Annotated in this window: 15 protein-coding genes; 8 read left to right on the top strand and 7 right to left on the bottom strand. The window is 73.3% G+C overall.

Features of this window, described 5'->3' with window-relative positions:
- The first annotated feature begins 1 nt into the window (after position 1).
- The 8 genes from CLT74_RS08650 to CLT74_RS08620 are packed head-to-tail and all read left to right on the top strand — an operon-like array spanning position 2 to position 6,582.
- On the top strand, positions 2–982 hold the full coding sequence (locus tag CLT74_RS08650) for an ABC transporter ATP-binding protein (protein WP_099846076.1): 981 nt from the start codon (positions 2–4) through the stop codon (positions 980–982).
- A complete protein-coding gene (locus tag CLT74_RS08645; protein ID WP_199172144.1) occupies positions 979–1,635 on the top strand; it encodes an ABC transporter ATP-binding protein in 657 nt (218 codons plus the stop codon). The genes CLT74_RS08650 and CLT74_RS08645 overlap by 4 nt, the downstream gene beginning before the upstream one ends.
- A complete protein-coding gene (locus tag CLT74_RS30725; protein WP_199172143.1) occupies positions 1,569–1,943 on the top strand; it encodes an ABC transporter ATP-binding protein in 375 nt (124 codons plus the stop codon). Before CLT74_RS08645 ends, CLT74_RS30725 begins: the two co-directional genes overlap by 67 nt.
- A gap of 10 nt (positions 1,944–1,953) precedes the next feature.
- Positions 1,954–3,192, top strand: a complete 1,239-nt coding sequence (locus CLT74_RS08640; protein ID WP_099846075.1) for an amidohydrolase family protein — start codon at positions 1,954–1,956, stop codon at positions 3,190–3,192.
- Positions 3,189–4,892 carry a DUF885 domain-containing protein gene (locus CLT74_RS08635; RefSeq protein WP_099846074.1) on the top strand — a complete coding sequence of 568 codons (1,704 nt, stop codon included), beginning with the start codon at positions 3,189–3,191 and terminating at the stop codon, positions 4,890–4,892. Before CLT74_RS08640 ends, CLT74_RS08635 begins: the two co-directional genes overlap by 4 nt.
- A gap of 3 nt (positions 4,893–4,895) precedes the next feature.
- Positions 4,896–5,270: a nuclear transport factor 2 family protein gene (locus CLT74_RS08630; protein WP_099846073.1), complete on the top strand. Its 375-nt coding sequence runs from the start codon at positions 4,896–4,898 to the stop codon at positions 5,268–5,270.
- Entirely contained in the window at positions 5,267–5,593 is a 327-nt protein-coding gene (locus CLT74_RS08625; protein ID WP_099846072.1) for a TIGR04076 family protein, read from the top strand. The genes CLT74_RS08630 and CLT74_RS08625 overlap by 4 nt, the downstream gene beginning before the upstream one ends.
- Positions 5,590–6,582, top strand: coding sequence for an LLM class flavin-dependent oxidoreductase (locus CLT74_RS08620; protein ID WP_199172142.1), 993 nt, complete (start codon positions 5,590–5,592; stop codon positions 6,580–6,582). Before CLT74_RS08625 ends, CLT74_RS08620 begins: the two co-directional genes overlap by 4 nt.
- Positions 6,583–6,607: 25 nt before the next feature.
- On the opposite strand, the gene CLT74_RS08615 is transcribed toward CLT74_RS08620, so the two are convergent.
- From CLT74_RS08615 to CLT74_RS08585, 7 genes are all read right to left on the bottom strand, one after another.
- Complete coding sequence (locus CLT74_RS08615) at positions 6,608–8,359, bottom strand: ABC transporter ATP-binding protein (protein WP_099846071.1); 1,752 nt, start codon at positions 8,357–8,359, stop codon at positions 6,608–6,610.
- Positions 8,356–10,032 (bottom strand): ABC transporter ATP-binding protein, encoded by a 1,677-nt coding sequence (locus tag CLT74_RS08610; RefSeq protein WP_099846070.1) that lies wholly within the window; start codon positions 10,030–10,032, stop codon positions 8,356–8,358. Before CLT74_RS08610 ends, CLT74_RS08615 begins: the two co-directional genes overlap by 4 nt.
- Before the next feature lie 86 nt (positions 10,033–10,118).
- Positions 10,119–11,060 carry an NAD(+) diphosphatase gene (gene nudC / locus CLT74_RS08605; protein WP_099851602.1) on the bottom strand — a complete coding sequence of 314 codons (942 nt, stop codon included), beginning with the start codon at positions 11,058–11,060 and terminating at the stop codon, positions 10,119–10,121.
- A 76-nt stretch (positions 11,061–11,136) separates the two neighbouring features.
- Positions 11,137–11,292, bottom strand: a complete 156-nt coding sequence (locus tag CLT74_RS08600) for an SDR family oxidoreductase (RefSeq protein ID WP_486582164.1) — start codon at positions 11,290–11,292, stop codon at positions 11,137–11,139.
- A gap of 165 nt (positions 11,293–11,457) precedes the next feature.
- Positions 11,458–12,051, bottom strand: a complete 594-nt coding sequence (locus CLT74_RS08595; RefSeq protein WP_486582163.1) for a TetR/AcrR family transcriptional regulator — start codon at positions 12,049–12,051, stop codon at positions 11,458–11,460.
- Between the two features lie 32 nt (positions 12,052–12,083).
- The gene (gene sugE / locus CLT74_RS08590; protein WP_099846069.1) at positions 12,084–12,401 is read right to left on the bottom strand and encodes a quaternary ammonium compound efflux SMR transporter SugE; all 318 of its coding nucleotides are present in this window, start codon (positions 12,399–12,401) and stop codon (positions 12,084–12,086) included.
- Positions 12,402–12,412: 11 nt separating this feature from the next.
- The gene (locus tag CLT74_RS08585; RefSeq protein WP_099846068.1) at positions 12,413–13,153 is read right to left on the bottom strand and encodes an SDR family oxidoreductase; all 741 of its coding nucleotides are present in this window, start codon (positions 13,151–13,153) and stop codon (positions 12,413–12,415) included.
- Positions 13,154–13,216: the final 63 nt, after the last annotated feature.

Here is a 13,216-nt window from a genome sequence, read left to right as displayed (position 1 = left end):
GATGGCCCCGCTGCTCGACGTCGACTCCCTCGCCGTCACCCTGCCCGGCCCGCGCGGACCGCTGCCGATCCTGCACGACGTGTCGCTCACCGTCGACGAGGGGGAACTCGTCGGCATCGCCGGAGAGAGCGGCTGCGGCAAGAGCATCACCGCCCAGACCCTGCTCGGTCTGCTCCCCGCCGGGGCGCGGACCAGCGGAACGGCCCGCTTCGCCGGCACCGACCTGCTCGGCCTGGACAACCGGGGCTGGCAGCGGATCCGGGGCGCGGGCATCGCCATGGTCTTCCAGGACCCGACCGCAGCCCTGCATCCGATGCTCACCGTCGGCCGTCAGCTCACCGAGCACATGCGGGTGCACCTGCGGATGGACCGGCGGTCCGCGACCCGGCGGGCGGTGGAACTGCTCGACCAGGTCCGGATCCCCGACCCCGAGCGTGCCCTGCGCGCCTACCCGCACCAGTTCTCCGGCGGCATGCGGCAACGGGCGGCCATCGCGATCGCCCTCGCCGCCCGGCCCCGACTGTTGATCGCCGACGAACCGACCACCGCCCTCGACGTCACCGTGCAGGCCGGCATCCTCGCCCTGCTCGACCGGCTGCGCGCCGAGACCGGGCTGGCCGTCGCCTTCATCACCCACGACCTGGGGGTGCTCAGCGCGTTGACCACCCGTGGCTACGTCTTCTACGCCGGTCGGGTGGTGGAGACCGGCCCGACCGGCGCGCTGCTGACCGCGCCCACCCACCCGTACACTGCGGCGCTGCTCGGCGCCCGACCGCACGGCACCCAGGCCGTCGGCACGCTGCGGCCCATCCCCGGCGGCCCGCCCGCACCGGGCGAGGCACCGCCGGGCTGCCCGTTCCAACCCCGCTGCCGGTACGCCGAGCCGACCTGCGGCGCCACCCCACCGCCCCTGGCCCCGGCGGGTGCCGGCCGGTCGGTGGCCTGCGTGGTCCGCCCGCACCTGGAGGAGGCAGCCCGATGACCGGCCTGCTGGACATCAGCGACGTCGAGGTCGAGTACCGCTCGCGGGGACGCGGCCGGGTGCTCGCCGTCGCCGGGGTCAGCCTGGACGTGGCGGCCGGGCAGATCGTCGGCCTGGTCGGTGAATCCGGCTGCGGCAAGTCGTCGCTGGCCCGGGTCGCGGTGGGGCTGACCCCGCCCAGTGCCGGGGCGGTCCGCTTCGCCGGGCAGCCGATCACGCCACTGGGCTGGCGACGCCGGCCGGAGACCGAGACCGCTCTGCAGATGGTCTTCCAGAACCCGTACGCCTCGCTGAACCCCCGGCGCACCATCGGCGCGCAACTGCTCGACGGCGTGCCGACGACCCTGACCGCCACGGCCCGCCGGGACCGGGTGCGCGAACTGCTGGACCGGGTCGGCATGCCGGTCACGGCGACCGAGCGGTACCCGCACCAGTTCTCCGGCGGTCAGCGACAACGCCTGGCCATCGCCCGGGCACTCGCCCCGCAACCCCGCATGATCATCGCCGACGAGCCGGTCACCGCCCTGGACGCCTCGTCCAGGCGCAGGTGGTCAACCTGCTCGTCGGGCTGGTTCGCGATCTCGACATGGGCATGCTGTTCATCTCCCACGACCTCGCCCTGGTGCACGAGATCGCCGACATCACAGCCGTGATGTACCTGGGCCGCATCGTGGAGAGCGCGCCCACCCGGGAGCTGTGGCGGAATCCGCGACACCCCTACACCCGGGCGCTCATCGACGCGGTGCCCCGCATCGGCCCCACCCCACGGTTGCCCGCCACCCTGGCCGGTGAGGTGCCCGACCCGGCGAACGCCCCCACCGGCTGCCGGTTCCGGCCGCGCTGCCCGCACGCCTTCGCCCCCTGCGGCGACCAACCACCCACCCTCGACCTCGGCGGACGCAGCGCCGCCTGCTGGCTCAACGACCCCACGGTGGCCCCGGCCAGCGTGCCCGCGAACTGAGGACGTCGTCATGCACACCGCAACCGAACAGGTCCTGGTCAACCTCGCGCTCTACGACGGCGTCGCCGACCACCTCCAGCCCGACCGGGGTGTCCGGGTCGGCGCCGACGGGATGATAAAGGCCGTGGGAGCCGTCGACGACGTGCTCGCCGAGGCCGGCGACGCCCGCGTGGTCGACCTCGGCGGCGACGTCGTGATGCCCGGCCTGACCAACATGCACGTGCACCTCTCCCTCGGGCTGCCCGGTCACCTCGCCGACACGGTGCACCGGTCCAACCTGGCCGAACTGGTGCTGCTGATGGCCGACTCGGCCCGACGCACCCTGCACGCCGGGGTCACCACCGCCCGGCTGGTCGGCGAGGGACGCTACGCCGACTTCGCGCTGCGCCGGGGCATCGAGGCCGGCGCGGTGGACGGCCCCCGGATCTTCACCGCCGGACACGCGTTGTGCTGCACCGGTGGCCACGGCTGGGAGGCCGACGCGTTGGAGGCCGACGGCGCCGACGGGTTCCGCCGGCTCACCCGGGCCCAGATCCGGGCCGGCGCCGACCTGATCAAAGTCTGCGTCTCCGGCGGCATCGCCGGTCAGTTCGAGGCGATCGACACTCCGCAGCTCCTCGACGACGAGATGGCCGCCGTCATCCGGGTCGCCCACGACTGGGGGCGCAAGGTCACCGCGCACGCCGGCCCCGCCGACACGGTACGCCGGGCTGTCGAACTCGGCCTGGACTGCGTCGAACACGGCTACGAGCTGACCGACGACGTCACCCGTCTGATGGCCGACCGGGGCGTCTGGTACGTGCCCACAATCGTGGTGAGCCGCTGTGAACAGTTCTTCCGCGACTCCGGGGTGCCCGGCTGGCTGATGGACCGGGCCCTGGCCGCTGGCCCCCGACACTGGGAGAGCCTTCAGCACGCCATCCGCAACGGCGTACCTATCGCGCTGGGCAGCGACATGCCGCCGCACGCAGGCTACGACGAGACCACCGCGACCGTCCGCGAGCTGGAGTTCATGGTGGACGCCGGGATGTCTGTCGCGGACGCGCTGAAGGCCGCCACCATCCGGCCCGCCGAATGGCTCGACCAGGCCGACACACTCGGCAGTGTCGAGGCCGGCAAGTACGCCGACCTGCTGGTGCTGCGGGACGACCCGACCCGTTCCGTCTCGGCGTTGCGCACCCTGCACGCGGTCGTCAAGGGCGGCGTCGTGTACCGCGACGACCACCACCGCTTCCGGACGCCCCGATGACCGGCACCGGAGCGGCCGACACGACCGGGCCGAGCATCACCACAGTCGCCGACGGGTACCTGCACGCCCTCGCCGCGCTGGACCCGGAGGCCGCCGAGGCGGCCGGGCGTACCCCGCAATGGCGGCTGGCGGACCTGTCGCCGGAAGCGTTCGACGCCCGGGCCGAGCTGACCCGGGACACCGCCACCGCGGTGGGCGCCGCCACCGTGACCGGTCCGACCGAGCGGGCTCTCGCCGGTGCCCTGGCCGATCGGCTGGCCAGCGACGCGGCGCTCCACGACGCCGGCTTCACCACCCGACTGCTCGCCCCGCTGGCCACCCCGGTGCACCTTGCCCGGCAGGTCTTCGACAATCTGCCCCGGACCACCGCCGACGACTGGGCCGTCGTCGGCGATCACCTGCACCGGCTGCCCGCCACTCTCGACCAGTACACCGCCACGCTGCGTCGTTCCGCCAAGCGTGGCCAGCTGGTCGCCCGCCGGCAGGTGCTGACCGTCGCCGAGCAGTGCACCGCCTGGGTCGAAGCCGACTTCTTCGGTGGTCTCGTCGCCGGGTACGCGGGTGGGCCGCTCGCCGACCGGCTGACCGAAGGGGCCCGGCTGGCCACCGCCGCCACGGCGAGGTTCGCCACCTTCCTGCGTACCGAACTGGCTCCCGCCGCCACCGAGGTGGACGGGGTGGGCCGCGACCTCTACCGGGTCACCGCCCGCGCGTTCCTCGGTGCCACTGTCGACCTGGACGAGCTGTACGCGTACGGCTGGGCGGAGCTGGCCCGCACCGCCGCCGAGCTGCGGGCGGCGGCGCTCGACTGCGGCCACCCGGACGTGGCCGCCGCCCGGACCGCGCTGGACGCGGACCCGGCGGGGCGGGTGCCGGTCGGTCCGCCCCTGGAAGACTGGCTGACCCGGCGGACCGCGCTGGTGACCGAACTGCTCGACGGGACGCACTTCGACATCCCGCCCGCCACCCGGCAGGTGGTCTGCCGGATCAGCCCCGCCGCCTCCGGGGTCATGTACTACACGCCACCCGACGCGAACCTGACCCGCCCCGGCGGCATCTGGTGGTCGGTGCCGCCGGGCGAGTCGACGGTGCCGGTGTGGCGGCACGTCGGCACGCTCTGCCACGAGGGACTGCCCGGCCACCACCTCCAGCACGCCATCACGCTCACCACCGCCGACCTGCACCCGTGGCAGCGCACCCTCTGCCAGGTCCACGGGTACGCCGAAGGCTGGGCGCACTACGCCGAACGGCTCGCCGACGAACTCGGCCTCTACGCCGGCCCGGCGGAACGGCTCGGCATGCTGGACGGGCAGATGTGGCGGGCCGCCCGCGTCGTCATCGACCTCGGCCTGCACCTCGACCTGCCGATACCGGCCGGCAACGGGTTCACCGACGCACCCCGCTGGAGCCATCCGGTGGCGGTGGACCTGCTCACCCGGGTCGCCGGGCTGGACGCCGCGACCGCCCGGTTCGAGGTCGACCGTTACCTCGGCTGGCCGGCGCAGGCGCTCGCCTTCAAGGTGGGCGCGCGGCTGTGGCAGCGAACCCGTCAGGAGGCGGAGCGCCGCGCCGGCCCCGCCTTCGACCGCAAACGGTTCCACCACGCCGCGCTGGCGCTCGGACCGATGGGTCTGGATCCGCTGCGTGAGCGCCTCGCCGAGACGTTCCTACCCGCTGCCGCCTCCCTCGACCGGAAGTGACCGATGAGCATCGACGACCTCACCACCACGATCACCGACCTGTACCGATCACTTGGTGATCGGTCCGCCTTCGACGCCCACCTGCACCCGGACCTGACCATCTGGGAATCCGACGCCGACGGCCTGCTCACCGGCCTGGCCGAGCTGGACGCGCTGCGGGACCGCCGGGCCGCCGAGGCCACCGGACCGGCACCGGTCACCGTCGCTCCGGAACAACTGCACGCCGACTCGTGGGACGACACCGGTCTGGTCCGGTACGTGCTGCGGGCCCGGCACGCCGACGACCGCCCGGACGTCTGCTTCCGGGTCACCGACGTGCTGCGGCGCGACGACGCGGGCTGGCGGATCGTGCACCACCACGCGGAGGCCGTGCGATGAGCGACGAGCAGCCCACCACCGACGTCTACGACCTGCGGGTCGTGGTGGAGCGCATCGAGGGACGCTCGGTGTGCGGCATGAAGCCGGGCGACCACGTCGACCTGACCGAGTCGTGCCGGTTGCGCATCCCCGAGGGCCAGCACTTCTGCCTGTACGCGCTGGCCGCGTGCCTGCCGCTGCTGCCGGCCAAGCAACGGGCCCTGGACGACGGGGACTGGATGGCCCGGGACAGCCACGTCGCCTGCCCCGACCCGGAGGAGCGGCTCATCATGCGCATCGAACGCACCACCCGGCGGCAGATCCCCACCGAGGAGCTGACGTGAGCGCTTCCGATCGCCTGGTCGGCATCGGTCTGCAGTCGGACAAGTCCGCCGACGAGTACGCCGTGCTGGCCGAGCTGGCCGAACGGCACGGCTTCGACGTGCTGTCGGTCTTCGGTGACCTGATGTACCAGCCGCCGCTGTTCCCGCTGCTGGTGGCCGCCCGGCACACCCGTCGGATCCGGCTCGGTGCGGCCTGCCTGAACCCGTTCACCCTGCACCCGGTGGAGGTGGCCGGTCAGGTGGCCGCCCTCGACCTGGCCTCGCAGGGCCGCGCATACCTCGGGCTGGCCCGGGGCACCTGGTTGCAGCAGGTCGGGGTGGCGCAGGTCCGGCCGCTGCGGCGCATCGCCGAGACGGTCCAGATCGTCCGGCGGCTGCTCGCCGGTGACGACGGCGGTTTCGTCGGCCGTGAGTTCACCGTGGCCCCGGGCACCGCGCTGCGGTACACCCCGGCCCGGCCGGACGTGCCGGTGCTGGTGGGCACCTGGGGTCAGCAGACCGCCCGGTCCGCTGCCGCCTTCGCCGACGAGGTGAAGGTCGGCGGGTCGGCGAACCCGGCGATGGCCAAGACGATGCGGGCCTGGTTGGACGAGGCGGCCTCGGGCCGGGACACCGGGGTGGTGCTCGGCGCGGTCACCGTCGTCGACACCGACGGGGCGCTGGCCCGACGGGTGGCCCGCACCGAGGTCGCCATGTACCTCGCCGTGGTCGCCGCCCTCGATCCGACCGTCGAGATCGACCCGGACCTGCTGGCCCGCATCCAGCAGCACGTCACCCGCCGGGAGGACGATCTGGCCGGCGCGCTCATCGGTGACGATCTGCTTGACCTGTTCGCGTTCTCCGGTACGCCCGAGCAGGTCGCCGCGCAGGCCGCAGCGGTGTTCGACGCCGGTGCCAGCCGGGTGGAGTTCGGCACCCCGCACGGGCTGACCCCGCAACGCGGGATCGACCTGATCGGCCGACGGGTGCTGCCGCTGCTGCGCACCTGACGCGCCGGACGGGCCCGACGGATCGTCAGCGCCGCCAGGCCGACCAGAGTTCGGCGTACCGGCCGCCGGCCGCAACCAGCTCGTCCGGGGCGCCGAGTTCGACGATCCGGCCGTGCGCCATCACGGCGATCCGGTCGCAGGTGTGCGCCTGGCTGAGCCGGTGCGCGACCACGACTGCCGTGCGGCCCCGGATCAGGGCGGCGGTGGCCTGTTCGAGCTGCCGGGCGCCGGCGCTGCCGGCCTCGGCGCTGGCCTCGTCGAGCACGACGACCGGTGGGTCCAGCAGAGCGATCCGGGCCAGCGCCACCTGTTGCGCCTGACCGGCCGTGAGCGGGTGTTCGCCGTCGCCGACCCGGGTCGACAGCCCGTCGGGTAGGGCGGTGGCCCAGCCGTCGGCTCCGACCAGTCGCAACGCGGCGTGCAGATCCTCGTCGGAGGCGTCCGGCACGGCCAGCCGCAGGTCGTCGGCGAGGGTGCCGGCGAAGACGTGGACCTCCTGGGTGACGACGCCTACGGTGCGACGCAGCTCGGCCGGGCGCAGCTCGCCGATCGGACGGTCGGCCAGCCACACCTTGCCCTCCGCGGCGGGGAAGACGCCACCGAGGATGGCCGCGAGGGTGGTCTTGCCGGCTCCGCTCTCGCCGACGATCGCCAACGACTCACCCGGGGCGATCTCGATCGAGACGTCCTGCACGACGGCCGGGCCGCCGGGGTAGCGGTGCCACACGGACTTGGCCGTGACGCCGGTCGGCAGCCACCCGGCGACGGGCTCGGCCGGCCGAGCCGCGGGGGCGTCGAGCCCGGAGACGCCGACGAGCCGCGCGAGCGCCGCGCCGGCCGACTGGATGTCGTTGAACGACATCAGCAACAGGCCGAGCGGGCCGAAGAGCCGATGGAAGAGCAGCGCCGCGGCGGTGACGTCACCCACCGTGCTGTCGCCGGCGCGTACCAGCAGGAAGCCGGTGAGCAGCACGGCGGTCAGCCCGAGCGCCTCGGCGTAGTTCATCGTGTTGGCGAACCAGAGGAAGCCGCGAACCGCGCGCAGCCGCGCCACGACGGCGTGCCGGGAGGCCTGCTCGACCCGTCGGCTCTGGCGGTCCTGCATGCCGTACGCGTGCACCGTCCGGGCACCGGTGAAGGTGGTCAGCAGGCTCTGCGTACGCACCGCCGCGGCTTCCCGCTCGGCGGCGTACAGGCGTTTCGCCTGCGGCACGAAACGACGCAGGCTCACGACGTAGACCGGGAAGACGACAAGGAACGCGGCGGCGATCCGCCAGTCCAGGGTCGCGAAACCGGCGAAGGTGATGACCACGGTGACCAGCGCGGTGAAGATGCCGGCGGCCAGGCGTACCGAGTCGGTCACCCGCTCCACGTCCTCGGTGACCCGGGAGGCCACGTCGCCGGAGCCGGCACTCTCCAGCCGGGCCGCGTCCATCCGCAGCGCCCGGTCGAGCACCTCCTCGCGGAGATCGGCGCAGGCCCGCATGCCCCACTCGGTGACCAGCCAGTTGGCCGCGCCGGTGAGGACCGCGGCGGCCAGGCCGGCGCCGAGGATGAACGCGGCGGTCAGCAGCAGCGCTCCGACGGTGCCACCGCCGGCCACCAGGTCGACGAGCCGGCCGAGCAGGATCGGCACGACGACGGCCGCGACGCTCGCCGCGGTGGCCGCCGCCACCGAGGTCCAGGCGAGCGGCGGGTAGTGCCGCAGGGCACGCCAGAAGGCCGCGAGGGTCACCCGACCGGTCGCGACCGGCAGGATCGAGGCGCTGGGGTTCACCGCAGCACCACCTCGGCGTACGCAGAGTCGGCGAGCAGGTCCCGGTGCCGCCCGACGGCAGCCACCTTGCCGGCGCGGAGGAAGACGACCCGGTCGCACCGGTCGAGCAGCGGCGCGCTGGTGGTGACAAGCACTGTCGCCCGGCCGCCGCCGCTCCGGTGGGCGCGGATACCGTCGGCGATGCCGTGCTCGGTGACCGCGTCGATAGCCGTGGTCGGGTCGCGGAAGACGGTGACCGGCCGGTCGGCCAGCAGCGCGCGGGACAGGGCGAGCCGCTGCCGTTGGCCGCCGGAGAGGTTCAGACCGTGATCGACGAGTTCGCGGTCGAACCCGGTGTGGTCGGCGAGCAGGTCACCGACGGAGGCCGAGGCCATCGCGGCGCGCAGGGCCGCGTCGTCCCGGTCGTCGCCGGTCTGGAGCACCTCGCGCAGGGTGCTGCCGAACAGGTCGACCCCGTGCGGTTCGACAAGCACGGTTCGACGCAACGAGCCGAGGTCCAGGTCCGGCATCGGCGTGTCGGCCAGCCGCACCTCGCCCCGGTCCGGGGCCCGGGCGCCGGCGAGCAGCTCGGTGACGCTGTCGGCGGTGCCGGTCTCCGCGGTGACGATGCCGAGCAGTTCACCGGGTTCCACGGTGAGGTCGACGCCGTCCAGGCCGGGCGCGTGCACCGTGTCCAGGGCCAGCGGCCCCGGCCGGGCGGTACGCGTCCCGGACGGTACCCGCTCCGGGGCGGCGAGCACCTCGGCCACCCGGGCCGCGCTGGCCCGTGCCGTCGCCAGCCGGAAGACGCAGTCGGCGAGATTGAGCACCGGATCGGTGAGGAACGTCGCCAACCCGACGATGGTGATGAGCTGTCCGATCGTGATCCGACCATCCAGGGCGTACCAGCCCGCCAGGGCGGCCACCACGGTGATCAGCAGGCCCGTGGTGAAGGTGGACGCGCCGATGAACGTGGCACCGGCCTTGACCGTGCCGATGCCGGCCCGCAGCGACGTACGGCTGGCGGTGCGGTAACGACCGACGGCCTCGTCGACGCCACCGAAACCGCGCAGTGGTCGCAGCCCGCGCAGCAGGTCCGACGCCGTGGCGGCGGCCCGGCCGACCGCCTGCTGCTGCGCGGATGTGCGCCGGCCCACGATCGGGCCGAGCGCGTTGAGCCCGAGCACCAGGATCGGTACGCCCACCACCAGCCCGAGCCCGAGCGACCAGTCGATCCGCAGCAGCACGACCGTCGACACCGTCAGGCCGACGAAGGCGCTCACCCCCCGGGTGCCCAGTTCGAGCAGCTCGGCGGCGGACTGGGTGTCGGAGGTCGCGATCGAGAGCAGTTCCCCGCTCTGCCGACCGGTCCGGATTCCCTGACCACCCACCACGCGCCGGACCACCCGCATCCGCAACTGGTGGGACTCCTCGGTGACCGCCCTGGAGAGGAACCAGAAGCCCGACCGCCAGCCCATGGTGAGGGCGGTGAACAGCGCGAAGATGCCCAGCACGGACCAGGCCATCGCCGAGTTCGACCCGGTCCCGACGGCCTGGTCGATGACCAGACCGATGGCCACCGGGACGAGGGCCTCACACACCTGGTGCAGCGACCAGAACGTGGCGCACAGGGCGGTGTCGCGCCGCTGCCGCCAGAACATCCGGCGGATCAGTCGCCCCGTGGTGTCTGTCATGCCCCCGCCTCACGTCTGATGAGTTAGGGCAGGCTAACCTGCTGGCCTCGCCGAACGCCATTCGCGGGCACCGTGCTGGCTGGCGTTCAGACCTCGGCGTGCCGGGGCGGCGGGCGGTCGAGGCCGGCCCAGGAGCGCAGCAGCCGACCGCCGATCGAGTCGACAGGTCCGGCACCGGGACCGCCGAGGATGCGTTCGACGATCTCGGCCCGGGTGAACCACCGGGCTTCCAGCAGTTCGCGCCCGTCCACGGCGATCGTCTCGTCGACCGCTCGGGCGACGAAACCGACCATGAGGCCGGCGGGAAACGGCCATCCCTGGGAGCCCTGGTAGGTGACCGTACCGACGGTCACGCCGGCCTCCTCGCCGACCTCGCGGCGGACGGTGCCCTCCAGGCTCTCGCCGATCTCGACGAAACCGGCAAGCAGCGAGAAGCCGTCCGGGCCCGCACCGTGATGGCGGGCGAGCAGGCAGCGGGGCTGCGGGTCGGGGGCCTCCACGAGCACGATGACTGCGGGTTCGATCCGGGGAAACAACTGCCTACCGCAGTGGGGGCCCTGACAGACCCGCAGGTGACCGGCGTCGGCACTGACCGTGGTCGCGCCGCAGGTGCCGCAGTACCTGGCGTGTCGGTTCCAGTAGAGCAGGCCGCGCGCGTACGCCAGGGTCGCGGCGAGTGGCTCGGGCAGGGTGGTGGCCAGTCCGCGCAGGTCGGCGCTGCGGTGCGCGGTAGCCAGACGCAGCGCCTCGGTCTCCTCGACGTCGCTGAGATCGGCGGCGAAGCTCGCCCTGGCGCCGTCGAGGCCGAGCAGGGCGGTCTGACCGGCCGCCGCTACCACGGTGCGGGCGGCTGGACCGGTGAGCTGCACCGGCCTGTCGTCGGCCGTGAGCAGCGGCCGGTCGCGCCACATCGGCAGCACCTGGCTGCCGTCGCGGTCGAGCAGGTCGGCCACCCGGGCCGGGTCGGCGCGCAGGCTCCCGGCCCGGTCGTGGGGTGTCGCGGTGTACGCGAGCGCGTGGAACACCATGCAGCCGATCGTGCCGGACGCCTCCGGTGGCGCGAGCACCGGCTCGGCGGAGTGTGACGGAAGGAGCGGCCGTGGGTCAGGGCAGGATGGCGTCGACGTAACCGCCGTCCACCCGCACCGCCGCACCGGTGGTCGCCGAGGCCAGCGGCGAGGCCAGGTAGACGACCAGATTCGCGATCTCGGCCGGTTCGATGAGACGTTGCAGCAGCGACTGCGGCCGGTGCCGGAGCATGAACTCCCGCTGCGCCGCGTCCCAGGGCAGGTCGTCGCCGACGAGCGAGCGGACGAACTGCCGGGCTGGGCGCCGAAGATGCCGAGGTTGTTGACCAGGATGTCGACCCGGGGGAGGGCCTCGACCGTCGGGGACGGCGTCAGGTCGTCGCAGCGCCGTCCCGGGTCAGGCCGTCCCAGGCCGCCATGGCGCAGTCGACGATGCCGAGGAGATCCTCGGCGGCGGCACCGTCGCGGGCCTGCACCGCCATGCCCTGGACGACCGCGCCGACGAACCGGGCGAGTGCGTCAGGCACCACCGACGCGGGCAGATCACCCTCGTCCACCCCCGGCTGATCCGTCGTCGTAGCTCGGCGATGTCCCGCTCGCGGCAGCTGGTGAGGAACTGGCCGACCGCGTCGGACTCCGGCACGGTGCCGGCACCGGCGAGGACGACGAGGCATCCGCTCGGATTCGCCGGATCCACATAGGCGTACGCCTGATGACGCAGCATCGCCTCGATCGCCGCGCGGGCGGTGTCTCCACCGTCGAGGGCCGCCCGGGGACCGGCGCCCTCGGTGCTGTTGTAGAGCTCGACGGCCTCCCGGAACAGCGCTTCCTTGCTGCCGAAAGCGGCGTAGAGGCTGGGCGAGGCGATCCCCATGGCGGCGGTCAGCTCAGCCATCGAGGCGCCCTGATAGCCGCGACGCCAGAAGACCTCCATCGCTCGCCGCAACGCGACCTGACGGTCGAACGTGCGGGGCCGACCTCGGGTGGCCATCGTGTGCCGTCTCCCTCCCCGCAGGTCAGCGGTCAGTGTTCCACCAGACGCAGCCCGATGATCCCGACCACGATCAGAGCCAGGAAGAACAGCCGCGTCGGATCGGCATTCTCCTGCATGGTGACGATCCCGGCGATCACCACGCCGACCGCGCCGATGCCGACCCAGACCGCGTACGCGGCACCGGCCGGCAGGCTCTTCATCGCCCAGGCCAGCATGAAGAAACTGAGCGCGGCGGTGGTGACCGCCAGCACCGAGGGCCAGAACCTGGTGAATCCGTGGGTGTGTTTCAGCGCGGTGGCCCAGACGACTTCGAGCAGTCCGGCCACGACGAGCGCGAACCATGCCATGCGTACGCTCCTCAGGCGGCGAAGCCACCGTCGACGGCGATGGCGGTGCCGGTGATGTAACGGCCGCCGGGACCGGCGAGGTGGCTGACTGTCGCCGCGACGTCGGCGGCGGCCGCGTACTGCCCGAGGGCGATGAAGGTGCGCTCGTGGTCGGCGCCCTCGCCGTCGGCCGGGTTCATCTCGGTGTCCGTCGAGCCGGGATGCACAACTGTCGCGGTGATCCCACGGGGGCCGAGGTCACGGGCCAGCCCACGGGTCAGGCCGAGCAACGCGCTCTTGGTCATCGCGTAGAGACTGACCCCTGCGTACGGCACCCGCTCGGCGAAGCAACTGCCGATGCTGATGATCCGGCCGCCCGGCCCCAGGTGGCGGATCGCGGCCTGGCTGGCGAGGAAGACCCCGCGTACGTGCACCGCGAGAGCGTGGTCCAGTTCCGCCAGACCGACCTGCTCGATCGGTCCGTACGGGAAGAAGCCGGCGTTGTTCACCAGGATGTCCAACCGGCCAAGCTCCTCGGCGGTCCGACGTACCGCGGCGGTGATCGCGGTGGGGTCGGCGCTGTCCGCCGCGATCGCCAGTCCCCGGCGGCCCAGCGTCTCCACCTCGGCGACCACCGCCTGCGCCCGGTCGGCCGCTGCGCGGTACGTGATGGCCACGTCCGCACCGTCACGGGCGAGCCGGGCGGCCACCGCCGCACCGATGCCGCGGCTGCCCCCGGTGACCAACGCGACCCTGCCGGCAAGTTCGGTCATGACCGCCCCTATTCTGTATCGATCGACACAATAATAGGGGAGACTAGCGGAACCCGCCGCCGC

The sequence above is a fragment of the Verrucosispora sp. CNZ293 genome (assembly GCF_002754655.1).
The sequence above is the reverse complement of the archived record's forward strand: the minus strand, read 5'-3'. Positions and strand labels throughout refer to the sequence as shown.

What these genes read in the sequence shown, in the direction of transcription:
- CLT74_RS08610 (WP_099846070.1), bottom strand. Translation starts at nt 10,032, where the DNA reads ATGACAGACACCACGGGGCGACTGATCCGCCGGATGTTCTGGCGGCAG.
- CLT74_RS08600 (WP_486582164.1), bottom strand. Translation starts at nt 11,292, where the DNA reads ATGCTCCGGCACCGGCCGCAGTCGCTGCTGCAACGTCTCATCGAACCG.
- CLT74_RS08650 (WP_099846076.1), top strand. Translation starts at nt 2, where the DNA reads ATGGCCCCGCTGCTCGACGTCGACTCCCTCGCCGTCACCCTGCCCGGC.
- CLT74_RS08585 (WP_099846068.1), bottom strand. Translation starts at nt 13,153, where the DNA reads ATGACCGAACTTGCCGGCAGGGTCGCGTTGGTCACCGGGGGCAGCCGC.
- CLT74_RS08640 (WP_099846075.1), top strand. Translation starts at nt 1,954, where the DNA reads ATGCACACCGCAACCGAACAGGTCCTGGTCAACCTCGCGCTCTACGAC.
- CLT74_RS08645 (WP_199172144.1), top strand. Translation starts at nt 979, where the DNA reads ATGACCGGCCTGCTGGACATCAGCGACGTCGAGGTCGAGTACCGCTCG.
- nudC (WP_099851602.1), bottom strand. Translation starts at nt 11,060, where the DNA reads ATGGTGTTCCACGCGCTCGCGTACACCGCGACACCCCACGACCGGGCC.
- sugE (WP_099846069.1), bottom strand. Translation starts at nt 12,401, where the DNA reads ATGGCATGGTTCGCGCTCGTCGTGGCCGGACTGCTCGAAGTCGTCTGG.
- CLT74_RS08595 (WP_486582163.1), bottom strand. Translation starts at nt 12,051, where the DNA reads ATGGCCACCCGAGGTCGGCCCCGCACGTTCGACCGTCAGGTCGCGTTG.
- CLT74_RS08630 (WP_099846073.1), top strand. Translation starts at nt 4,896, where the DNA reads ATGAGCATCGACGACCTCACCACCACGATCACCGACCTGTACCGATCA.
- CLT74_RS30725 (WP_199172143.1), top strand. Translation starts at nt 1,569, where the DNA reads ATGGGCATGCTGTTCATCTCCCACGACCTCGCCCTGGTGCACGAGATC.
- CLT74_RS08635 (WP_099846074.1), top strand. Translation starts at nt 3,189, where the DNA reads ATGACCGGCACCGGAGCGGCCGACACGACCGGGCCGAGCATCACCACA.
- CLT74_RS08625 (WP_099846072.1), top strand. Translation starts at nt 5,267, where the DNA reads ATGAGCGACGAGCAGCCCACCACCGACGTCTACGACCTGCGGGTCGTG.